Source organism: Mesorhizobium sp. LNJC394B00, from assembly GCF_000502555.1.
Lineage (GTDB): Bacteria > Pseudomonadota > Alphaproteobacteria > Rhizobiales > Rhizobiaceae > Mesorhizobium.
Genome location: NZ_AYWH01000006.1, coordinates 239,777 through 261,307, shown reverse-complemented (window position 1 = coordinate 261,307; position 21,531 = coordinate 239,777). Strand labels below are relative to the sequence as shown.

22 protein-coding genes are annotated in these 21,531 nt (G+C 62.9%); 9 read left to right on the top strand and 13 right to left on the bottom strand.

What is annotated here, in order from left to right:
- The first annotated feature begins 191 nt into the window (after window positions 1-191).
- Window positions 192-989, top strand: coding sequence for a lytic transglycosylase domain-containing protein (locus X751_RS143485; protein WP_023671711.1), 798 nt, complete (start codon window positions 192-194; stop codon window positions 987-989).
- A 100-nt stretch (window positions 990-1,089) separates the two neighbouring features.
- Here X751_RS143485 and X751_RS143490 read toward each other — a convergent pair whose 3' ends face one another.
- The 3 genes from X751_RS143490 to X751_RS143500 all read right to left on the bottom strand — a co-directional run bounded on the left by X751_RS143490 (window position 1,090) and on the right by X751_RS143500 (window position 3,378).
- Window positions 1,090-1,368 (bottom strand): hypothetical protein, encoded by a 279-nt coding sequence (locus X751_RS143490; RefSeq protein ID WP_023671712.1) that lies wholly within the window; start codon window positions 1,366-1,368, stop codon window positions 1,090-1,092.
- Window positions 1,369-1,583: 215 nt separating this feature from the next.
- Window positions 1,584-2,006, bottom strand: coding sequence for a hypothetical protein (locus X751_RS143495; protein ID WP_023834707.1), 423 nt, complete (start codon window positions 2,004-2,006; stop codon window positions 1,584-1,586).
- A gap of 139 nt (window positions 2,007-2,145) precedes the next feature.
- Entirely contained in the window at window positions 2,146-3,378 is a 1,233-nt protein-coding gene (locus tag X751_RS143500) for an argininosuccinate synthase (RefSeq protein ID WP_023745437.1), read from the bottom strand.
- A 188-nt stretch (window positions 3,379-3,566) separates the two neighbouring features.
- Here X751_RS143500 and X751_RS143505 point away from each other — a divergent pair, with 188 nt between their 5' ends.
- Entirely contained in the window at window positions 3,567-4,208 is a 642-nt protein-coding gene (locus X751_RS143505) for a LysE family translocator (protein ID WP_023671715.1), read from the top strand.
- Here X751_RS143505 and X751_RS143510 read toward each other — a convergent pair.
- The 5 genes from X751_RS143510 to X751_RS143530 form a co-directional block, all read right to left on the bottom strand.
- Window positions 4,180-4,647, bottom strand: a complete 468-nt coding sequence (locus X751_RS143510; RefSeq protein ID WP_023694539.1) for a hypothetical protein — start codon at window positions 4,645-4,647, stop codon at window positions 4,180-4,182. The two genes, X751_RS143505 and X751_RS143510, sit on opposite strands and share 29 nt — an antisense overlap.
- Window positions 4,644-5,876, bottom strand: coding sequence for a 23S rRNA (adenine(2503)-C(2))-methyltransferase RlmN (gene rlmN / locus X751_RS143515; protein ID WP_023710246.1), 1,233 nt, complete (start codon window positions 5,874-5,876; stop codon window positions 4,644-4,646). Before rlmN ends, X751_RS143510 begins: the two co-directional genes overlap by 4 nt.
- 110 nt (window positions 5,877-5,986) lie before the next feature.
- Window positions 5,987-6,490 carry an invasion associated locus B family protein gene (locus tag X751_RS143520; protein ID WP_023671718.1) on the bottom strand — a complete coding sequence of 168 codons (504 nt, stop codon included), beginning with the start codon at window positions 6,488-6,490 and terminating at the stop codon, window positions 5,987-5,989.
- A gap of 313 nt (window positions 6,491-6,803) precedes the next feature.
- Window positions 6,804-7,166, bottom strand: coding sequence for a YkvA family protein (locus X751_RS143525; protein WP_023671719.1), 363 nt, complete (start codon window positions 7,164-7,166; stop codon window positions 6,804-6,806).
- A 119-nt stretch (window positions 7,167-7,285) separates the two neighbouring features.
- Complete coding sequence (locus X751_RS143530) at window positions 7,286-7,582, bottom strand: 4a-hydroxytetrahydrobiopterin dehydratase (protein WP_023745436.1); 297 nt, start codon at window positions 7,580-7,582, stop codon at window positions 7,286-7,288.
- A 104-nt stretch (window positions 7,583-7,686) separates the two neighbouring features.
- On the opposite strand from X751_RS143530, the gene X751_RS1000000165870 reads away from it, so the two are divergent.
- Complete coding sequence (locus X751_RS1000000165870; RefSeq protein WP_081726171.1) at window positions 7,687-8,214, top strand: low molecular weight protein-tyrosine-phosphatase; 528 nt, start codon at window positions 7,687-7,689, stop codon at window positions 8,212-8,214.
- Here X751_RS1000000165870 and thpR read toward each other — a convergent pair.
- Together thpR and X751_RS143540 are read right to left on the bottom strand one after the other, a co-directional pair.
- Window positions 8,118-8,714 (bottom strand): RNA 2',3'-cyclic phosphodiesterase, encoded by a 597-nt coding sequence (thpR, locus tag X751_RS143535; protein ID WP_023683839.1) that lies wholly within the window; start codon window positions 8,712-8,714, stop codon window positions 8,118-8,120. The two genes, X751_RS1000000165870 and thpR, sit on opposite strands and share 97 nt — an antisense overlap.
- A 270-nt stretch (window positions 8,715-8,984) precedes the next feature.
- Complete coding sequence (locus X751_RS143540) at window positions 8,985-9,629, bottom strand: arylesterase (RefSeq protein WP_023745434.1); 645 nt, start codon at window positions 9,627-9,629, stop codon at window positions 8,985-8,987.
- 104 nt (window positions 9,630-9,733) lie between these two features.
- On the opposite strand from X751_RS143540, the gene X751_RS143545 reads away from it, so the two are divergent.
- The 4 genes from X751_RS143545 (at window position 9,734) to X751_RS143560 (ending at window position 14,663) form a co-directional block, all read left to right on the top strand.
- Entirely contained in the window at window positions 9,734-10,435 is a 702-nt protein-coding gene (locus X751_RS143545; RefSeq protein WP_023745433.1) for an ABC transporter ATP-binding protein, read from the top strand.
- Window positions 10,435-12,984, top strand: a complete 2,550-nt coding sequence (locus tag X751_RS143550) for an ABC transporter permease (protein WP_023745432.1) — start codon at window positions 10,435-10,437, stop codon at window positions 12,982-12,984. Before X751_RS143545 ends, X751_RS143550 begins: the two co-directional genes overlap by 1 nt.
- 239 nt (window positions 12,985-13,223) lie before the next feature.
- Complete coding sequence (locus tag X751_RS143555; RefSeq protein ID WP_023671726.1) at window positions 13,224-13,964, top strand: Bax inhibitor-1/YccA family protein; 741 nt, start codon at window positions 13,224-13,226, stop codon at window positions 13,962-13,964.
- 117 nt (window positions 13,965-14,081) lie between these two features.
- The gene (locus tag X751_RS143560) at window positions 14,082-14,663 is read left to right on the top strand and encodes a GNAT family N-acetyltransferase (protein WP_023698867.1); all 582 of its coding nucleotides are present in this window, start codon (window positions 14,082-14,084) and stop codon (window positions 14,661-14,663) included.
- A gap of 104 nt (window positions 14,664-14,767) precedes the next feature.
- Here the strand turns inward: X751_RS143560 and X751_RS143565 are convergent, their stop codons facing one another.
- From X751_RS143565 to acnA, 3 genes are all read right to left on the bottom strand, one after another.
- Window positions 14,768-15,154 carry a DUF2794 domain-containing protein gene (locus X751_RS143565; RefSeq protein WP_023683844.1) on the bottom strand — a complete coding sequence of 129 codons (387 nt, stop codon included), beginning with the start codon at window positions 15,152-15,154 and terminating at the stop codon, window positions 14,768-14,770.
- Between the two features lie 610 nt (window positions 15,155-15,764).
- Window positions 15,765-16,544, bottom strand: coding sequence for a thioredoxin family protein (locus X751_RS143570; RefSeq protein ID WP_023745431.1), 780 nt, complete (start codon window positions 16,542-16,544; stop codon window positions 15,765-15,767).
- A 412-nt stretch (window positions 16,545-16,956) separates the two neighbouring features.
- On the bottom strand, window positions 16,957-19,647 hold the full coding sequence (gene acnA / locus X751_RS143575) for an aconitate hydratase AcnA (RefSeq protein WP_023745430.1): 2,691 nt from the start codon (window positions 19,645-19,647) through the stop codon (window positions 16,957-16,959).
- A 285-nt stretch (window positions 19,648-19,932) separates the two neighbouring features.
- Here acnA and ccmA point away from each other — a divergent pair, with 285 nt between their 5' ends.
- Together ccmA and X751_RS143585 are read left to right on the top strand one after the other, a co-directional pair.
- Window positions 19,933-20,538 (top strand): heme ABC exporter ATP-binding protein CcmA, encoded by a 606-nt coding sequence (gene ccmA / locus X751_RS143580; protein ID WP_023671732.1) that lies wholly within the window; start codon window positions 19,933-19,935, stop codon window positions 20,536-20,538.
- A 229-nt stretch (window positions 20,539-20,767) separates the two neighbouring features.
- Window positions 20,768-21,508: a heme exporter protein CcmB gene (locus X751_RS143585; RefSeq protein WP_023745429.1), complete on the top strand. Its 741-nt coding sequence runs from the start codon at window positions 20,768-20,770 to the stop codon at window positions 21,506-21,508.
- Window positions 21,509-21,531 lie beyond the last annotated feature (23 nt).

Here is a 21,531-nt window from a genome sequence, read left to right as displayed (position 1 = left end):
CCCCGTCACCTCTTTTTACCCGAGCAGCGAATTCGCCTGCCCGGCGCCGGGCGTTTCGGCCACAATAAGCACTTGATCGTAAGCAAATTCCGCTGCATTGGCCAGGGTAGCGCCGGGGGTACGGTGACAATGGCGCGTTTCGCTGGCAAGTTCGCAACCGGGACGTGATTCAGGCAATCAGGAGAGAAAGCATGGCATTGCTTGCCAAGGGAAAGATTATTGCTGCCGCGGTGGTCGCGGTACTCGCGCTGGCGACGGGCGCGCAGGCGGCGGCCAGCTGCGGCAAGACCGGCGCGGGCTTCGAAGCGTGGAAGCAGGACTTTGCCGCGCAGGCCAGGTCCGAAGGTGTTGGTGGGAAGGGTCTCGCTGCTCTGGCCGGTGCCAGCTACGCGACAAAGACAATCTCCGTCGACCGCGCCATCCACAAGGCGTTCAGCGGTTCGGTGGACGCCTTCATGAAGCGCCGTGGCGGAGCTGCGATCATTTCCAGGGGCCGTGCGCTGAAGAAGTCGAATGCGGCGATGTTCGACAGGATCGAGAGCAATTACGGCGTGTCGCCGGGCGTGTTGCTGGCCATCTGGGGCATGGAAACCGGCTTCGGAGCCTCCCTTGGCAACCAGAACACGGTCTCCGCCATTCTGACGCTTGCCTATGATTGCCGTCGCCCGGGCTTCTTTTACCCGCATGCCATTGCGGCGCTGAAGCTGGTCGATCGCGGCGCGCTGAGCGCCTCGTCGGTTGGGGCTGCGCATGGCGAGATCGGCCATACGCAGTTCCTGCCCGGCAATGTCCTGAAGTATGGCGTCGGCAACGGAAATCTGCGCGACAAGGCAACGGCCTTGGCTTCGACGGCCAACTTCCTCAAGGCTCATGGCTGGCGGGCGGGTGCGAGCGCGAGTGCGAATATGGGGGCCATCGCCGGCTGGAATTCCGCCAGCGTCTACCAGCAGGCCATCGCCCAGATCGCCGACGCGATCGACGGCGGCTGATAGAAATATCCAGATCGAAGAACGGAAAGCCCGGCCATGCGCCGGGCTTTTCTGCAAGGACTGGAGCTTTTGGCGTTCAAACCGTTCAGCAGCCGAGCGGCTACCCGCCTTTTATGACCTTCCAGATGTCCGTGGACTGGTCGAACTGGAGGCGGTTTATGTCGGAGAAGGTCAGCCGGCCGGTCTTCATGGCATCGACAAGGCGGCGGCACAGCAGTGGCGGCATGCGCTCCAGGGAAACGCCCATAAAAGCGGCGATCTCGTGTTTGGCCGATATATTCGATATGGCCACCTTGCTGACGCAGCGATCGAATGCCGCCTCGGGATCCTGTCTCACTTGCTCCTGCCCAGTCTGGCAACCGGCCAGCATGACGACCATTGCAGGCAGGGCCACAAACCACGGCTTCATTGTCAGCTGCCCCCATCGATTGTGAGGAGGCTAGATAAGGGCCCGAAAAGATCAAGCAGGAAAAGCACTGAGTTCTTTGCCGCCGCTCTATTTCTTTGTTTTTACGCAGTTACGGACGAAGTCGGGCATGCTCTTTCTCGAATTGCTCGATCGTTGGCGCAAATGCCGGCTGAGCGACTGGGCTCTCAATAATGTGCGTAGCCGCTCAACGGGCACTTCTGGGAAATAGGAACCTCGAAGGCGCCTTCAGTACCTTTGCAGCTCCGGAATTTGGAGTTGCGCAGCACCGGCGCGGCCCTGGCAGCCGCCTTTGACTTGCCCTTGATGACCAGCCATATCTCGGTCGGCAGGTCTAGCTGCACTCTGTTCAAATCGGAGTAGCTGATCCCCCCGCTGCGTACGCCTTCGGTGATACGCTGGCAGAACAGGGCCGGCATGCGCTCCTGCGAGACGCCCATGAAAGAGGCGATTTCGTGCTTGAACGTGATGCTCCACAAATGGACTGCGGAGATGCACCCGTCCTGCTCGCGTTTCGCGGCCGCCTGCGAGGACTGGCATCCGGTAAAGACGATGGCCGCCGCAAGCATGAGAAAAATGGCGTTTTTCACGATCGGAATCCCTCGTCCCGCGAAGGAATTTAGATGAGGCTTTTAAAAGGTCAAACGGAAACCATGTCAGCCAGCTTGGCCTCTTATATTAGAGGTATCAAATAAAAACCCTGCGTGACCGCCGGGTTTTCCTGGAACACTAGTTTGGTTCACCCTTGCGGCTCCTTGCCGCCAGCGTCCTCAGCCGCAGCGCATTGAGGCGGATGAAGCCGGCGGCGTCCTTCTGGTCGTAGGCGCCGCGGTCATCCTCGAAGGTGACCAGCGCGTCGGAATAGAGCGTCTTCTTGGATTTGCGGCCGGTGACCATGACATTGCCCTTGTAGAGTTTCAGGCGCACCGTGCCTTCGACGTCTTCCTGGCTCTTGTCGATCATCGCCTGGAGCATCAGCCGCTCGGGCGAGAACCAGAAGCCGTTGTAGATCAGCTCGGCGTAGCGCGGCATGAACTCGTCCTTGAGGTGGCCGGCGCCGCGGTCGAGCGTGATCGATTCGATGGCGCGGTGGGCGACGATCAGGATGGTGCCGCCGGGGGTCTCGTAGACGCCGCGCGATTTCATGCCGACGAAGCGGTTCTCGACCAGATCGAGCCGGCCGATGCCATTGTCGCGGCCAAGATCGTTAAGCGCCGTCAGAATGGCGGCCGGCGACAGCTTCTTGCCGTTCAGCGCGATCGGATCGCCCTTCAAGAATTCGATCTCGATCTCGGTGACCTTGTCCGGCGCCTCCATCGGCGAGACGGTGCGCTGATGGACGAATTCCGGCGGCTCGCTCCACGGGTCTTCCAGCACCTTGCCCTCGGAAGAGGAGTGCAGAAGGTTGGCGTCGACCGAGAACGGCGCCTCCCCCCGCTTGTCCTTGGCCACCGGGATCTGGTGCTGCTCGGCGAAGTTGATCAGGTCGGTGCGCGACTTGAACGACCAGTCGCGCCACGGCGCGATGACCTTGATGTCGGGATTCAGCGCATAGGCCGACAGCTCGAAACGCACCTGGTCGTTGCCCTTGCCGGTGGCGCCGTGCGCAATGGCATCGGCGCCGACCTCCTGGGCGATCTCGACCAGGTGCTTGGAAATCAACGGGCGGGCGATCGAGGTGCCGAGCAGGTAGGTGCCTTCATAGACGGCGTTGGCGCGAAACATCGGGAAGACGAAATCCGAGACGAATTCCTCGCGCACATCGACGACGCGGATATCCTTGATGCCCATCATCTCAGCCTTCTGGCGCGCCGGCTCCAGCTCGCCACCCTGGCCGAGATCGGCGGTGAAGGTGACGACTTCGGCGCCGAGCTCGGTCTGCAGCCATTTCAGGATGATGGAGGTGTCGAGACCGCCGGAATAGGCGAGCACGACCTTCTTGACGTCTTTTGTCTTGGGCATTGCTGGGGACATTTTGGCGGTTCCGCGCGTGAGTTTCGCGGGCGAGGTATCACGGCATTTCCGGCCAGCGCAAGGGATGAACGGGCGCCGGCCGCCGCAGCCGCTGGACCAGATGCGACGCCAGTCAGTTGCTGGCGTGAGCGGGGAGGCTGCGTTATAGACCGACGATCATTCGCCAGGGGCCACCGATGTCCTTCATTCCCGACACCACAACACTGATCCAGTTCGCCATCGCCACCATGATCCTGGCGATCACGCCGGGGCCGGATATGACGCTGTTCGTCTCGCGAACACTGAGCCAGGGCCGCGCCGCCGGCTTTGCCTCGCTGGCGGGTGCTCTGTTCGGAACGCTGATCCATACAACTTTGGTGGCGGTCGGCATCTCGGCGCTGATCGTCGCCTCGCCGATGGCCTTCCTGGTGCTGAAAATCTTCGGCGCCGTCTATCTGGTGTTCCTGGCCTGGCAGGCGATGACCAAGGGCTCGGCGTTTTCACCGCAGAAGAAGAATGGCCCGCAGATTTCGCTGTTCCGCAGCTGGGCCGCCGGACTCGGCGTCAATTTGCTCAACCCGAAGATCATCCTGTTCTTCATGACGTTTCTGCCGCAGTTCGTCTCGGCTCACGATCCGAACGCGCCGGGAAAACTGTTCTCCCTCGGCCTCATGTTCATCGTGCTGTCGATCCCTGTGACGGCGCCGATGGTGTTTGCCGCGGAAAGGTTTTCGGCGGCGATGAAGGCCAGCCCGCGCGTAACGCGGGTCGTCGACTATCTCTTTGCCGGTGTGTTTTCGGCCTTCGCGCTCAAGATCCTGACCGCTCAGGCGAAGTAGCGGCCTGCCACCAGCTTCCGGCCCAGCGGCCGGCGCTTAGCCAGTAGAAGATGCCGCCGACCATGCCGCAGCCGATCACCGCGGCGATGGCGCGCGGTTCGGTGACGTCGAAATCCACGTTCTGGTGGACGAAGCCGAGGAAGGCCGCGGCCACCAAGCCGCCCGCGAGTGCATAGAACAGCCAGTCGCGGCGGCTGAGGACCTCGGAGATCAGGATTGCGACCACCGCCGGTATGAAAGCGAAATAGGCGACAAACAGCGCCACGAACGGGATCGAAAAATACAGCGCCGCGGCCGCCGCTGGGTGCGCATCGTCCGGCATATAACCGACGGAAGCCAGGAACAGCACGTTGAGAAAGGCGCTCGCCGCCAATGAGGCGACGACATAGCCGAACAGGATGACAGCGAAACGGAGGATATAGGCGAAGAGGCGGCTCACGCCTCGCCATGCCCCGCAATCATCATGGCTTCCAGCGCCAGGCGGTCGACCTTGCGCATGCGTTCGGAGTCGGATTTGAGCTGCCCGCAGGCGGCCAGGATGTCGCGGCCGCGCGGCGTGCGGATCGGCGAGGCATAGCCGGCATTGTTGATGTAGTCGGCAAACTTCTCGATCGTCTCCCAGTCCGAGCACTGATAGTTGGTGCCCGGCCACGGGTTGAACGGGATCAGATTGATCTTGGCCGGAATGCCTTTGAGCAGCTTGATCAGCCCCTTGGCGTCCTCGATGGAATCGTTGACGTCCTTCAGCATCACATATTCGAAGGTGATGCGCTTGGCGTTGGACAGGCCGGGATAGGCGCGGCAGGCCTCGATCAGTTCCTTCAGCGGATACTTCTTGTTGATCGGCACAAGCAGGTCGCGCAGATCGTCATTGGTGGCGTGCAGCGAGATCGCCAGCATGACCCCTATCTCCTCGCCGGTGCGGAAGATCTCGGGCACCACGCCGGAGGTCGAGAGCGTAATGCGGCGCTTCGACAGCGACAGTCCGTCGCCGTCGGAGGCAATCAGCAGCGCCTTCTTCACCGCCTCGAAATTGTAGAGCGGCTCGCCCATGCCCATCATGACGACGTTGGAGACTTTTCTGCCCTCGGCAGGGACGATGGCGCCGTCGGGTGTGTCGCGGTCGGGGAAATCGCCGAGCCGGTCGCGGGCGGTGAGCAATTGCGCCAGGATCTCTTCCGCCGTCAAATTGCGCACCAGCTTCTGCGTGCCGGTGTGGCAGAACGAACAGGTCAGCGTGCAGCCGACCTGCGAGGAGATGCAGAGCGTGCCGCGGCCTTCTTCGGGGATGTAGACGGTCTCGATCTCGACGGGACGGCCGGCACCGCGCGGCGGAAAGCGGAACAGCCACTTGCGCGTGCCGTCGGAGGAAATCTGCTCCTCGACGATTTCGGGCCGGGCGACGGTAAAATGCTTGTCGAGTTCGGCGCGCAGATCCTTGGAGATGTTGAACATGCCGGCAAAATCGGAGACGCCGCGCACATACATCCAGTGCCAGAGCTGCTGGGCGCGCATTTTCGCCTGGCGCTCGGGCACGATGCCGGCACTGACAAGGGCTTCACCGAGCTCGGCCCGGGTCAGGCCGATCAGCGACGGCTTCTCGGGCGTGGCGCGAGCGCGCAACGCGTCGCGTGCGCCCTCAGTGGTGAGATCGAAGGAAAGGGTCATATCAGCGCCAATATAAGCGAATTGCGGCCGATTTCATCCATCGTGCCGAAAAGAAGCGCGGCGCATAGCACAGGTTGCGGCGAGAGTCATGCGGCGGGAACCGCGCTAGCCTACTTGCACTTGGCGATCGACGTCAGCGCGGCCGAGATGCCTTTCAGCGAAAACACATAGGTCGTCGGATTGCCGCGGCCAGACTTCGCCGAGACCTTCATGTCGGTGCCGGTCTTCATGGCGGCGATCAGCACCGGCTCTTCGGCGGCGTTCTCGACCCAGGCCGACTTGCCGCGGGTGAACATCGAGAACGTCTTCTTGTCGATGGTGACGGTGGCCTTGGAGCCTTCCTGGAATGTGTAGCCGGCGATGAATTGCGGCTCGTAGGACACTTGCTGGCCCGGCCGCTGGCTGACGAAGAAGAACATGTCGCCGTGATCGAGCGTCGGCGGCTGCTTGTCGGTCGGCACGGTGAGCACATAGCAGACCTTGCCGCCCTGCGCCTGGTAGCTGTAGGTGCCCCAGGCATTGTGCTGGCCGATCTTGGTCGCCTGCTGCGCCAGCGCCGGCGCGGCAAAAGCCACCAGGACCAGGCTCGAGACTAGTGCAATCAATCCGCGCATCGCTTTTCCCGTATTCCAAATGGTGCGGGGCAGGCCGGCTTGGCGTCCTGCCCGTCGCTTCATTTTGATTTAATCTGGGTTACCAAACGGTGAATTTCCCTCGGAAAAGGACATTCACCCATGGAAACCACCGCCATTTCCGCGCCGCTTCTTGAAAAAACGGCTTCGCAATGTCCCTGCGGCGACTTGGAGGCCACGAAAGCGGCAAGAGTTTGACTTTTCCAACGGCCGCAGCGGAACCCGAAGCCCAGCCGCTATCGTCCTGTTTGAGCGGAGGATTTCTTCTGAACCAAGTTGCCAACGCGACGCCGATTCAGCTCTTGTCGGCGATCGCCTCCTTGGCGGCCTTGCGGTGCGCAGGGGTGATATGGGCGCTTACCGTGGAGATCGCGGCGGTCAGCACGGCGATGTCGTCGGTGAAGCCGAGGCCGAAGACGAAATCGGGTATGACGTCGACCGGCAGCACGAAATAGCCAAGCGCTGCCAGCAATATGCCCTTGGCACGCAAAGGCGTCTTCCTGTCGAGCGCGCAATAATAGCCGGCGACGACCTCTTCCATGAACGGAATCTGCCGGGCGGCCTTCTTGGCCGTGCGCCAGAATTTGGCGCGCACTTCACTCTCGTCGCCGAGCTTGCTGCCGAAGCCGAAGAAATCAAAACCGGGCTGCTGCGCCATCAATCCTCTCCTTGCCGGCCGTCGCGCTACGCGTTGCGCGCGGCCGCCACGGAAAATGTGGTGAAAGTCCCGGTCCACTGCAAGAGGATGGCGCCGATTTGGCGTTGCCGCCCCAGCGTTCAGCCGCCAGCATACCCATTCATCTTCTTGGCCAGCGCGATGTCGAGCGCAGTGACACCACCGGCATCATGGGTGTTGAGCGTCACGTCGACAGTCTTGTAGACGTTCGACCAGTCGGGATGATGGTCCATCTTCTCGGCGGCCAGCGCGACGCGGGTCATGAAGGCGAAGGCTTCGGAAAAATTCTTGAAGTCGAAGCTGCGCTTGATGGAGGCGCCATCGGCTGCCTGCGACCAGCCGGGCAGTTCGGCCAGTGCGGCGGCGATGGCGTCCTTGCTGAGTTTCTCTCTCGTCATGATGATTTCCCGTGCTATCCCAGTTATTGACCCTCACCATAATGCAAGTCGCCCAAAAGTCCTTTGCGTTTTGGGCTTCCAAATGCACGAACGGCGCATATCGAATGAGCGTAAAGCCGATAAATTCCATACTCTTCGTCTGCCTCGGCAACATCTGCCGCTCACCCCTGGCCGAAGGCGTGTTTCGCGCCGTGCTGGCGGAACGCGGCCGCGACATGGTGCTGGACGATATCGTGCTGGACTCTGCGGCGACCGGCGGCTGGAACCTCGGCGAAGCGCCCGACCCGCGCTCGATCGCGATTGCGGCCCGCCACGGCATCGACATATCAGGGCAGCGGGCACGCAAGGTTAGGCCGGAGGATTTTTCGCGCTTCGACCTGATCCTCGGCATGGACCGGCAGAATGTCCGCGACCTCAAGGCGTTGGCGCCGGCCGGTGCGCGCGAACGTATTCATCTCTTGGCAGAGTTTGCGCAGGGCAAAACCCGCGACGTGCCGGATCCCTATTATGACGGGGCCGAAGCGTTCGCTTCGGTCTACCGCATGATCCGCGAAGCGTCGGAGGCGCTGGCGACGAGGTTGGTGGCGCGGGCGTCGACGCCGGAGAGCGGCCACGCCTCCTCGACAATGTAGGGACCGCCGCCGACCGAATCGCGCGACGACATCAGCACGAAGCGGCCGACGCGAAACGGCAGCGTCGAAAAATTGCCGCGCGCCGACAGGTACTGGGCGACGTCGAGCGGGCTCGAATTGCGCAAGCGTGCCAGCGTAACATGCGGGGTGAACTTGCGCGGGTCGGCGGGCAGGCCGAGCCGCTGGCAGATGCGGTCGATTTCGCCTTGCAGCGCCGAAAGGTCGGGCGAGGCGAAGACGCCGGCCCAGACGGCGTGCGGCTTCTTCTGGCCGAAAGCGCCAACTCCGGACAGGGTGAGCGAGAAGGATGGGCGGTGCACCCGGTCGAGTGCGTTGGCGATTTCGTCGGCGACATGGCCTTCGACGTCGCCGATGAAGCGCAGCGTCAGATGGTAGTTTTCGACATCGATCCAGCGGGCTCCGGGCAGGCCGCCCCTGAGCAGGGACAGCGAAAGAGCGGCGTCACGCGGTATTTCGAGGGCGGTGAAAAGACGCGGCATGGTGAGCCTCCCTTCCTCGAATCGAACTGTGCCCCTAGCGAATCATCGATAGTCAAACGGGGCAAGTGGTTTGTTGGTTGCAGGCATTTTTACGAACAGGCGACCCGGGCCTTCTGCAGCCCGGTCTTTTGTTTCAAAGTTCGCGCGAGGCGAACAGCGTCCTCTCTCTTGATGATAATGGCCATATGACCCTCCTTTTGGAGGCTATATGTCCTTTTTGGCCACACCGGTCAAAATGATCGCCGCGTGTTATTCTCGTCACGCCGGCGTTCAACCGCCACCCTGAACTGCCGCAATCGCCTTCTCCACGGCGGGCAGGATGCGCTCGACCATCGCTGCGACGCCCTTCGGATTGGGATGCAGGCCATCCTCCAACTGCAGGCCGGACTGCCCGGCGACGCCATCGAGAAAAAACGGATAGAGCGGCACATCGTATTTCGCGGCAAGCTTTGGATAGATCGCATCGAAGGCGTTCTGGTAGTCGGCGCCGAGATTGGGAGCGGCGCGCATGCCGGCCAAAAGCACCGCGATCTTGCGCGCTTTCAGCTTCGCCAGCATGTCGTCCAGGTTCTTTTCCGTGATGCTGGGCGAGACGCCGCGCAGCATGTCGTTGGCGCCGAGTTCGAGGATAACCAGCCTTGTCCCATCCGGTACCGACCAGTCAAGCCGTGCCAAGCCGCCGCTCGAGGTGTCGCCTGAAACGCCGGCGTTGGCTACGGTGACGTCATGGCCTTTGGCGCGCAGCGCAGCTTGCAATTTGTCGGTAAAGCCATCGCCAGGCCCGAGGCCGAAACCGGCCATCAGGCTGTCGCCGAAGCCGACGATGGTGAACGTCTCGGCGCGCACGGACGAAATGGCGCCGCAAAGGGTGACGAAAAGGACGAGCCCTGCGGCATTCAAGCGTTTGAAAGACATCTTGCGTTTGAAAGACATGTGGCAGGCCCCATATACCCGAGGAATTCTTCCGGCGGCGGCTTCCGGCAAGCAGAGCCTTCATCCTGATATAGGACGCTTTAATTGTGACAGAAGCCGTCATCGCGCTGAAAGACATATCCCTGACCCTGGGCCAAGGGGCTTCGTCCGTGCATGTGCTGAAAGGCGTCAGCCTTGACGTGACGCGCGGCGAGGCGACCGGCATTGTCGGCCCTTCGGGTTCCGGCAAGTCGACCTTGCTGATGGTGCTTGCCGGGCTGGAGCAGGTCGATTCGGGGACGGTGCGGATCGCCGGCGAATTGCTGAACGGCAAAAGTGAGGACGAGGTCGCATCGTTTCGGGGCCGAAACATCGGCATCGTCTTCCAGTCGTTCCATCTCATTCCCAACATGACGGCGCTCGAAAATGTCGCGGTGCCGCTGGAACTGGCCGGCCATGCCGATCCGTTCGGTGTCGCGGCGCGCGAGCTGGCAGCGGTGGGCTTGAGCGACCGCGTCACCCACTATCCGGGCGAGCTGTCCGGCGGCGAACAGCAGCGCGTGGCGATCGCCCGCGCGCTGGCGCCGTCGCCGCGCATTCTCATCGCCGACGAGCCGACCGGCAATCTCGACCAGGCGACGGGGCGGCAGGTTGCCGACCTTTTGTTCGCCAAGGCGGCCGAGCGCGGCATGACCCTGGTGCTGGTCACGCACGATCCGGCCCTTGCGGCGCGCTGCTCGCGCCAGGTGTCGATGCGCTCGGGCCGCATCGAGGATGCGCCGGTAGCGCAGGTCAAGGTGCCGGCCTGATGCCACTGTCGCAGACGCTGAAGCTCGCGTTCCGCTTCTCGCTGCGCGAGATGCGCGGCGGGTTGTCGGGTTTCCTGATCTTCCTTGCCTGCATTGCGCTCGGCGTCGCTGCAATCGGCGGGGTCAATTCGGTGGCGCAGGCGATCACCGCAGGCGTTGCCGACCAGGGCCAGACGCTGCTTGGCGGCGACTTGCGCTTCCAGCTTAACCAGCGCGATGCGACGCCAGCCGAAAGCACCTTCCTCGACCGCCTCGGCACTGTGTCGCACAGCGCCAATATGCGCTCGATGGCGCGGCTGGATGACGGCTCCGACCAGGCGCTGGTCGAGGCCAAGGCCGTCGACGACGCCTATCCGCTCTATGGCGCGATCGAGACCGCGCCGCGGCTTGGCAGAAAGGATTTGTTCGGCGAGAAATCAGGCGTCTTTGGCGCCGCCGCGCCCGACCTGTTGTTCGACCGGCTGAATGTGAAGATCGGTGACCGGCTGAAGGTCGGCAGCGCGACATTCGAATTGCGGGCCAGGCTGGTGAGCGAACCGGATGCGGTGTCGGACGGTTTCGGCTTCGCGCCGCGGCTGATGGTCTCGACCGCGGGGCTTGCCGCCTCTGGGCTGATCCAGCCAGGCAGCCTGGTCGAGAATGCCTACAAGGTTCGGCTGCCGGCCGGCGCCGGCGAGGCCGATCTCAAGACCATCCAGGATCGGGCGGCGAGCGATTTCCCTGAAGCCGGCTGGTCGATCCGCACGCGTTCCAATGCGGCGCCGGCGCTGTCGGCCAACATCGAGCGCTTCTCGCAATTCCTGACGCTGGTCGGGCTGACGGCGCTGGTCGTCGGTGGCGTCGGCGTTGCCAATGCGGTGCGCGCCTATCTCGACGGCAAGCGCGGCGTCATCGCCACCTTCAAGAGCCTTGGCGCCTCGGGCGGCTTCGTCTTCACCGTCTATCTCGTGCAGATCCTGATGATCGCCGGCCTCGGCATCGCGCTTGGCCTCATCCTCGGCGCCGCCATGCCGTTTGCTGCCAGCGCTGCGCTCCAGTCGGTCATTCCGGTGCCGGCTAAAGGCGGCTTCTATCCCGGTGCGCTGGCTCTTGCCGCGCTGTTCGGGCTGCTGGTGACGCTTGCCTTCGCGCTGTTGCCGCTCGGCCGCGCCCGCGATGTGCCGGCGACCGCTTTGTTTCGCGAAATGGGGTTCGAGGGCCGCGGCTTTCCACGCCTGCCCTATCTTGCCACGGCGGTCGGCATCGCGCTCGCTTTGGCGGCGCTCGCCATCCTGTTTTCCGGCGACCGGCGCATCGCCTTGATCTTCGTCGGCGCGACGGTCTTTGCCTTTCTGGTGTTGCGCCTGGTCGGTGCGCTGGTGCAGTGGGTGGCGCGCAAAAGCCCGCGTGTGCGCTCGGTCGCGCTCAGGCTCGCCATCGGCAACATCCACCGGCCCGGCGCGCTGACGCCGTCCGTCGTGCTGTCGCTGGGCCTCGGGCTGACGCTTTTGGTGACGCTGGCGCTGATCGACGGCAATCTCAGGCAGCAGATCTCCGGCAGTCTGCCGGAACGGGCGCCGAATTTCTTCTTCGTCGACATCCAGAATAGCGAGGTCGATGCCTTCTCGACACTGATCGGCAAAGAGGCGCCGAAGGGAACGCTGGTCAAGGTGCCGATGCTGCGCGGCCGGGTGATGGCGCTGAACGGCGTTAGTGTCGACAAGGCCAATGTGCCATCGGAAGGCGCATGGGTGCTGCGCGGCGATCGCGGCCTGACCTACGACGCCAAACAGCCGGCCAATGCGACATTGACCGAGGGCAGCTGGTGGCCGGAGAACTACAGCGGCGAACCGCTGGTCTCGTTCTCCAACGATGAAGGCAAGGCGCTCGGCCTGAAGCTCGGCGATACCGTCACCGTCAATGTGCTCGGACGCAATGTAGCGGCCAGGATCGCCAATTTCCGAGAGGTGCAATGGGAGACGATGGGCATCAATTTCGTCATGGTGTTCTCGCCCAGCACCTTTGCCGGCGCCCCGCATGGCTGGCTGGCGACGCTGACCGAAAAGGATGCCACGGCAGCAGAGGATGCCCGCCTGCTCAACGCCGTCACCCGCGCCTTCCCGGCGGTGACGACAGTTCGGGTCAAGGACGCGCTCGACGTCGTCAACCGGCTGGTCGGCCAGCTCGGCACGGCGATCCGGGCCGCGGCCGGCGTGGCGATGATCGCTTCGGTTCTGGTGCTGGCCGGCGCGCTCGCCGCGGGAAATCGCGCCCGCATCCACGATGCCGTGGTGCTGAAGACGTTGGGCGCCACGAGGCGCACGCTGATCGCGGCGTTTTCGCTGGAATACATGCTGATCGGCCTGGCCACCGCGGTGTTTGCGTTGGCTGCCGGCGGCATCGCCGCCTGGTACATCGTTGCCCGCATCATGACGTTGCCGTCGCATTTCATGCCGGAGGTGGCAGTGGCGACCTTGGTGTTTGCGCTGGTGATCACGGTCGGCATCGGCCTTGCCGGCACCTGGCGGGTGCTCGGGCACAAGGCGGCGCCGGTGCTGCGCGACCTCTAGGCCCAAAACGGCAAGGTTGGCCGAATCTGCCGTTTCCGATTAAATCTTGGTAATGTGCAGTCATGGAAGCCCAAGAAAACCGGCTTCCGGAGATTCACCAAGCGTTGCAGCCCGTTACGGTCTTGTTCTTGACGTCAAGAACCATCATATTTCGCCACAGGCATGCTGGAGCCCCGCCAGCGGCGCCCAGGTCCGAAAGGGCCTGACACCGTACGGGGCAGAAGCAACAGAGGATTCCAATGGCTGAGCCCATTCGCAACTACCAGACTTCGGCCGTGCCGGGCGCGCGCGCCGACATCGACCAAGGCCTGCGCACTTACATGCTCAAGGTCTACAATTTGATGGGGCTTGGCCTCCTCATCACCGGCGTCGCCGCCTGGGGCGCTTTCCAGCTCGCCGTCACCGGCGACGGACAGCTGACCGCTTTCGGCACGCTGATCTATGCCAGCGCCTTCCGCTGGGTGGTCATCCTGGCTCCGCTCGCCGCCGTCTTCTTCCTGTCGTTCAGGATCCAGTCGATGAGCGTGGCCGCGGCGCAAACCACCTTCTGGGTCTATTCGGGCCTGGTCGGCCTGTCGCTGTCGACCATCTTCCTGGTCTACACCGGCGCCTCGATCACTCAGACCTTCTTTGCCACGGCGGCCGCCTTCGGCGCGCTGTCGCTCTACGGCTACACGACCAAGCGCGACCTTTCGGCGTTCGGCTCGTTCCTGGTCATGGGCGTGGTCGGCCTGGTGATCGCCATGCTGATCAACATCTTCCTGCAATCGTCGGCGCTCGGCTTCGCCATCTCGGCGATCGGCGTGCTGATCTTCGCCGGGCTCACCGCCTATGACACGCAGACCATCAAGGAAATGTACTACGAAGGCGATCAGGCCGACGTTGCCGGCCGCAAGGCGATCATGGGCGCGTTGAGGCTATATCTCGACTTCATCAACCTGTTCATGTTCCTGCTGCAGTTCATGGGCGATCGCCGCTAGGCGGTCTTCCCATCAGGCAACTGGACCAGCTGATATCAAGAGGGCGGCCAACGGCCGCCCTTTTCTTTTGTGCCGGCCTTTGCTGTCATGGAGGCAGATGAATCGTCTGCATAAATCATGAGCACTATTTCCATCCGCGCGGCCTTGGAAGGCGACCTCGGCCGAATCACCGAGATCTACGGCGATGCCGTGACGCATGGCACCGCGAGCTATGAGCTGGAGCCGCCCAGCCGCACTGAGATGGGTGGGCGCTTCGACAGCCTGACGGCGGGGGGCTTTCCCTATCTGGTGGCGGAACGAGATGGCGCGCTGCTCGGCTACGCCTATGCCGGCGCGTTCCGGCCGCGCCCGGCCTACCGCTTCATCGTAGAGGATTCCGTCTATGTCGCGCCTGATGCGAAGGGCCAGGGCGTCGGGCTGCTGCTGATGCAGGCGCTGATTGAAGCCTGCCGTATGGCGGGCTTTCGCCAGATCGTCGCGGTGATCGGTGACGGCCATGCAGACAGCGCCTCGGTGCGGCTGCATGAAAAGCTCGGCTTTCGCCATTCCGGTCGCCTGGAAGGCTCCGGCTACAAGCATGGGCGCTGGCTTGACACGGTGTTCATGCAGCTGTCGCTGAATGGCGGCGCAACGGTTCCGCCCGATCCGCATTCGCTGCCGGAGCGGAAGTTTCGTGAGAGCCTGAGGAGCGGGAATTGAGGAGTTGAAGAACTGAAGAATTGAGGATTTGAATAGCAACAAACCCGGCGGTATTTCGACCGTTACATCCTCTTTTTTCAATTCTTCAATTCCCCAATTCTCAATTAGGCCTGGACAATCTTCAGCTTAGCATCGAAGACGTTGAGCACGCGACCGAGTTCCTGGCCGCGCTTGAGGATTCGGCCGCCGGCGGCGATGACGGCGAAGGCGCCTTGCCGGCGCGCCAGTTTCGGATCCTTGACGATCTGGAACAGCGGCACTTCGCTGGCCCGGCGGAAGACTGAAAACACAGCCCGATCAGACAGATGATCGATGGCATAGTCGCGCCATTCGTTGGCGGCGACCATGCGTCCGTACAGCCTCAGGATCTCATCGAGTTCACGCCGGTCGAAACGGACCGGCTGGTCGAGGCGTTCGCGTCGCGCCTCGTGCAGCGGGATCAATATTGCGGATGCGTCCCCATCCTCCGTCCCACCGCTGCGATCGGTCATCCCGCGATCCCTTTGAAAATGAATCTCGCTTGCAGAAGTTGGCGTGTTCGCCGTGGAATTGCAAGGCCCGGCTAACCATCCCGGGACCGCGCTGTTTTCGCAACGTCCAGTCACTTTTATAAAACGCGGTGTTTGAATTGGTGATGCCTCGCCACATTTCCGCCCTTTTTTATCCGCGCTCATGCCCCAATGTCCGACGAATTTACCGGCGTTGCCTGAGACGGTTCGGTCCGGCACCGGCTCGTAAACCCCAAGCCCCCCGCCCACGGGTCTGCGTCGGATCGAACCAACCTCGGACTTTCCTCAGGGAGAGACCGGGTGCGACGATCCCAAAGCCTAAATGACCGACGTCAGAAGCAAGCTGACGTCGGTTTTTTTGTTGGGCGGCGCCAGACACTTGTCGTCGTGATCCTTCACACCCCCCTCTGTCCTGCCGGACATCTCCCCGCAAGGGTGGAGATCAGATTTCGCGTTTGCTTTCGCCAATCTCAAACGTGGGACAGGATGGCGGATGTGGCGAAGCTGCCAATCTCCCTCCTTGCGGGGGAGATGGCCGGCAGGCCAGAGGGGGGTGCTGTCCCGCCGATATCAAAAGGTATGGACCAGCCTCTTAAGGCTTGTGAATAAACGCCGCGCCCAGAATAGGCCCCGGCAGGCCGTCCTTGCCAACCGATTGCAGCAGCACGGCGCAGCCGCCTTTCTTGGCGATCTCGGTCATCGGCAATTCGTAGCGCTGCGCCTTGCCGTGCCACATGCCGGCGGTCTGGATGCCGGTGACGGCGTTCCAGTAGGTCATGCTGCGGCCGGTGTTCTCGCCCTTGGCGATGGTCACCGTCTGCGGTGGTTCGAAATAGACGATGACGACATGGGCGTCGCTCGGGCCGCTACCGGCGTCGCCGGCATCGATCATGACGCGATCGCTGGTGCGGCTGACCTTGACGCTGACCCGCATGCCTTCACCGGATTTCTCCATGCGGGCAAGCGCGCCGTCGACCTCCTTGCGGCTGGCGCCGTTGACATGGCTGCGACCATTGATGACGGCTTGCGGCGTGTAGACGGAGCGGGTGCCGAAGGCGCGCATATAGTCATATTGCCGGTCGGTATTGTCCTTGCTGCTCAGCGTGTCCTGCCAGCCGAGATAGTCCCAGTAATTGACGTGGTAGGCGAGCGCGACGACGTTGTCCTTGGCCGCCAGCTCGGCAAAGAAAGCGTCCGCCGGCGGGCAGGAATTGCAGCCCTGGCTGGTGAACAGCTCGACCACGCCCAAGGGCCTGTCAATCTGCGGGTTGTCGGTCTGGGTCGTTCCCGATTCCTCGGCGAACCCGGTCCCGGCAAGCGCCGAGAAGGCCAGCGCAAAAGCCGCAAGCCGCAGAGGTTGTCGAGGTGCCATGATCGTTCCGATTCCCGCCGGTGACGCCGGCCTTGTTCTGGTTGCCCAGATTTGTGGCAGAAGCGACAGTCAACGGGAAGTCACGTTGCGGTGAAATTTTTGCTGCCGCAACCATGGGTATGGCATCACAGGGGGAGCACTTCACCGCCCGGTTCGATCGGGAGCATGGCATCAGGAGCGTGGGGCAGATCTTGCTGAGCCCAGCCGGTTTTTACTCCTGTCGTACAGGGCGGGGCTTCGATCGGGTCGGGCAATGCTTTGGAAAGACTGGGAGTAGGGAGTAGGGAGTAGGGAGTAGGGAGTAGGGAGTAGGGAGTAGGGAGTAGGGAGTAGGGAGTAGGGAGTAGGGAGTAGGGAGTAGGGGATGTCGTTCCCCGCTACCGCCCAATCCCTACTGCCTAAGCCCTGGCCGCTACGCGGCCAGATCGCGCAGCACGTATTGCAAAATGCCGCCATTCTTGAAGTAGTCGAGTTCGTCCAGCGTATCGATGCGGCAGATGATCGGCACGTTCTTCACGGTGCCGTCGCCATAGGTCACCTTGGCGATCATCGTCTGGCGTGGCTTGATGGTGCTTATGCCGTCGATCTCGACCAGCTCGTCACCCTTGAGGTTGAGCGAGGCCCATGAGGTGCCTTCCTCGAAGACGAAGGGGATGACGCCCATGCCGACTAGGTTGGAGCGATGGATGCGCTCGAAGGACTGGGCGATGACGGCACGGACACCGAGGAGATTCGTTCCTTTAGCTGCCCAGTCGCGCGAGGAGCCGTTGCCGTATTCGACGCCGGCGAAGATGACCAGCGGCACGCCTTCCTTTTTGTATCTCATCGCCGCGTCGTAGATCGATTCCTCTTCCTTCGACGGGTAGTGGATGGTGTAGCCGCCCTCGCGGCCGTTCTCGCCCAGCATGTGGTTGCGGATGCGGATGTTGGCGAAGGTGCCGCGCATCATCACCTCATGGTTGCCGCGCCTTGTGCCGTACTGGTTGAAGTCGGCAACGCCGACGCCATGGTCGGTGAGGTATTTGCCGGCCGGGGAAGCGGCCTTGATCGAACCCGCCGGTGAGATGTGATCGGTGGTGATCTTGTCGCCGAACAGGCCGAGCACGCGCGCGCCCTTGATGTCGCCGATCTTGCCGAAACCGGAGGTCATGCCGGCGAAATAGGGCGGGTTCTGCACATAGGTCGAGTTGTCGTCCCAGGCATAGGTCTGGCCTTCCGGCGCCTTGACGTTCTGCCAGTATTCGTCGCCCTTGAAGACGTCGGCATATTTGCGGGCGAATAGCTCACGTGTGACGTTCTTCTCGATGAACTCCTGGATCTCGGCCGAACTCGGCCAGATATCCCTGAGATAGACCGGCTTGCCGTCGCGGCCTTCGCCGAGTGGCTCGGTGGTCAGGTCCTTGGTGACGGTGCCGGCCAAAGCATGGGCTACCACCAGCGGCGGCGACGCCAGATAGTTCGCCTGCACGTCAGGTGAAACACGGCCTTCGAAGTTGCGGTTGCCGGAGAGCACTGCGGCGGCGATCAGGCCCTTATCGTTGATGGTCTTGGAGATCGGCGCCGGCAGCGGGCCGGAATTGCCGATGCAGGTGGTGCAGCCGAAACCAACCAGGTTGAAGCCGATCTGGTCGAGCTCCTTCTGCAGGCCGGACTTTTCCAGATATTCGGCGACCACCTGGCTGCCCGGCGCCAGCGAGGTCTTCACCCACGGCTTCTGCTTGAGGCCGAGCCGGTTGGCGTTGCGCGCCAAAAGGCCGGCGCCGATCAGCACGCTCGGGTTGGAGGTGTTGGTGCAGGACGTGATGGCGGCAATGACGACATCGCCATGACCGAGATCATGGTCGGTGCCTTCGACGGCATAGCGCTTGTGGATTTCGGCAGCCTTCTTGTACTCGGTTTCCATCGCCTTTGCGAAGCCGGCCGGAATGCCTTCGAGCGGAACGCGGCCTTCGGGGCGCTTGGGACCTGCCATCGACGGCACGACGCTGTCGAGCTCGAGTTCGAGCAGGTCAGTGAAGACAGGGTCGGCCGAGCCGGCGTCACGCCACATGCCTTGCGCCTTGGAATAGGCCTCGACCAGGGCGATGCGGCTTTCCTCGCGGCCCGACATTGTGAGGTAGCGGATGGTCTCGCCGTCGACCGGGAAGAAGCCGCAGGTGGCGCCATATTCGGGCGCCATGTTGCCGATGGTGGCGCGGTCGGCCAGCGTCATGTTGGACAGGCCCGGGCCGAAGAACTCGACGAACTTGCCGACGACGCCCTTCTTGCGCAGCATCTGGGTGACGGTCAGTACGAGGTCGGTGGCGGTGATGCCCTCCCTGAGCTTGCCGGTAAGGCGGAAGCCGATGACTTCGGGCAACAGCATGGAAACCGGCTGGCCGAGCATCGCCGCCTCGGCCTCGATACCGCCGACGCCCCAGCCGAGCACGCCAAGGCCGTTGATCATAGTGGTGTGCGAATCGGTGCCGACGCAGGTGTCGGGATAGGCGGTCGTTCCGCCGTCTTCCGTGTTGGTCCAGACGACCTGACCGAGATATTCGAGGTTGACCTGATGGCAGATGCCGGTGCCGGGCGGCACGACGCGAAAATTGCGGAACGCCTGCTGGCCCCATTTCAGGAATTTATAGCGCTCTTCGTTGCGCTCATATTCGAGCTCGACATTCCTGGCAAAGGCCAGTGGCGTGCCGAATTCGTCGACGATGACGGAGTGGTCGATGACGAGGTCGACCGGCACCAGCGGATTGATCTTCTGCGGATCGCCGCCGAGCGCCTTGAGGCCGTCGCGCATGGCGGCCAAGTCGACCACCGCCGGGACGCCGGTGAAATCCTGCATCAGGACACGCGCGGGGCGATAGGCGATCTCGACGCCGGCGGTGCCCTTGTCGGTCAGCCAGCCGGCAACAGCCTGGATAGAGTCCTTGGTGACGGAGCGGCCGTCTTCATTGCGCAAAAGGTTTTCCAGCAGCACCTTCATCGAATAAGGCAGCTGGGCAATGCCGGTGAGGCCGTTCCTCTCGGCCTCGACCAGATTGTAATAGACATAGTCCGCGCCACCCACGGTGAGGGTGCGGCGGCAATTGAAACTGTCGAGGGATTTTGACACGTGCGGTCCGTCCTTGTCTGTTCAGCCTGAAAGGGAACGGACGCCGATGGGCATGCAATCACGCGCAAAGGTGCGGGTACGGCCATTTCCGCTGTCCGTTCCCAGCCAACCCGAGCCGTTCAAGGCGGCGCGTGCGCTGGTTCGGCGCAAATTCTGTTCCCGTGCCGACCGCTGGCACGGATGTCCCGCATATAGAGAATTTTCTGGAATAGTTCTAGACAGTTGCGGAGCAAATTTGTGCGATGCGGCAGCTATCGCGCGGTAAAGTTTTCGGGACGGGCAGGCATGCGGCTGATTGCCGAAAATCTGGGCGGCGAACGCGGCGGCGAGACGGTCTTTTCCGGCATCGGTTTTGCGCTCGACAAGGGCCAGGTGCTGGTCGTCACCGGGCCGAACGGCTCGGGCAAATCGACGCTGCTCAGGGTCATCGCCGGGCTGCTGCCGAAGGCGCAAGGCGATGTGCGCATCGAGGGCGGCGAGAGGTTTCCGACGATCGCTTCGGCGGTCCACTATCTCGGCCACCTCAATGCAATGAAGACGGCGCTCAGCGTGGCGGAGGATCTGCGCTTCTGGCGCGATTTCAACGGCGATGGGCAGTTGGGTGTCGGAGAGGCGCTGGAGACGGTTGGTCTCGGCGGCATCGGCCATCTGCCTTTCGGCTATCTGTCGACCGGGCAAAGGCGGCGCGCGGCGATTGCGAAATTGCTGGTCAGTCATAAGCCGCTGTGGCTGCTGGATGAGCCGACGGCTGGGCTGGACAAGGCTTCGGAGGCGCGGTTTGCGGGGCTGATGACGAGGCATTGCGCGGAGGGCGGGATTATTGTCGCGGCGACGCACTTGCCGCTGGGATTGGATGGGGCGAAGGAATTGAGGATGGGAGCAACAGGGTGATGTCGGCATTCCCGCCCACCCCCCTCTGCCCTGCCGGGCATCTCCCCCGCAGGGGGGGAGATCAGATGTCATGCCGGCTTTCGCCAATCACCGGCATTGAAAAAGAGGCGTCAGCAACGGAGCTGCCAATCTCCCCCCTTGCGGGGGAGATGTCCGGGAGGACAGAGGGGGGTGTGAAGGAACGCCACCTTCGGCAAGATGGCGATCAAACGGCAGGCGCGGCTTGGCAATGCTAGCCCTCTTCCTGCGCGACATCCGCCTCTCCATCCGGGCCGGCGGCGGAGCGCTCACCAGCGTCATCTTCTTCCTCGCCGTCATCGCCACCATCCCCTTCGGTGTCGGACCGGACCTGAAGCTGCTCGCCCGCATCGGTCCGGCGATCCTTTGGATCGGCGCTCTGCTCGCCTGCCTGCTCGGCCTCGACCGGCTGTTTCAGGCCGATCGCGAAGACGGGTCGCTCGATCTTCTGGTGCTGGGCAATGACCGCCACATGCTGGCGTTGACGGTGCTGGTGAAGTGCCTGGCGCATTGGGCGGGCAGCGTTCTGCCGCTGGTGGTTGCGGCACCTCTGCTGAGCCTGTTCATGAACATGGAGCCGCTCAGCATCGGCGCCACCGCGCNGCCGCTGGTGGTTGCGGCACCTCTGCTGAGCCTGTTCATGAACATGGAGCCGCTCAGCATCGGCGCCACCGCGCTCACGCTGCTGGTCGGCACGCCGGCGATCACTTTCATCGGCGCGGTCGGGGCGGCGGTGGCGGTGGCGCTGCCGCGTGGCGGTCTGCTGATCTCGGTGCTGGTGCTGCCGCTGACCATCCCGGTGCTGATCTTCGGGGTGTCGGCGAGCTACGGCGCGGTGGCCGACCCTGATCCGTTCCTGCAGCCCTTCCTCATTCTTGCCGCGCTGACGCTGTTTCTTGCCGTGCTGGGTCCGGTGGCGGCAGCACTGGCGCTGCGGCATGGAACGGATTGATATGACCGCTGCGGCGCGACGAT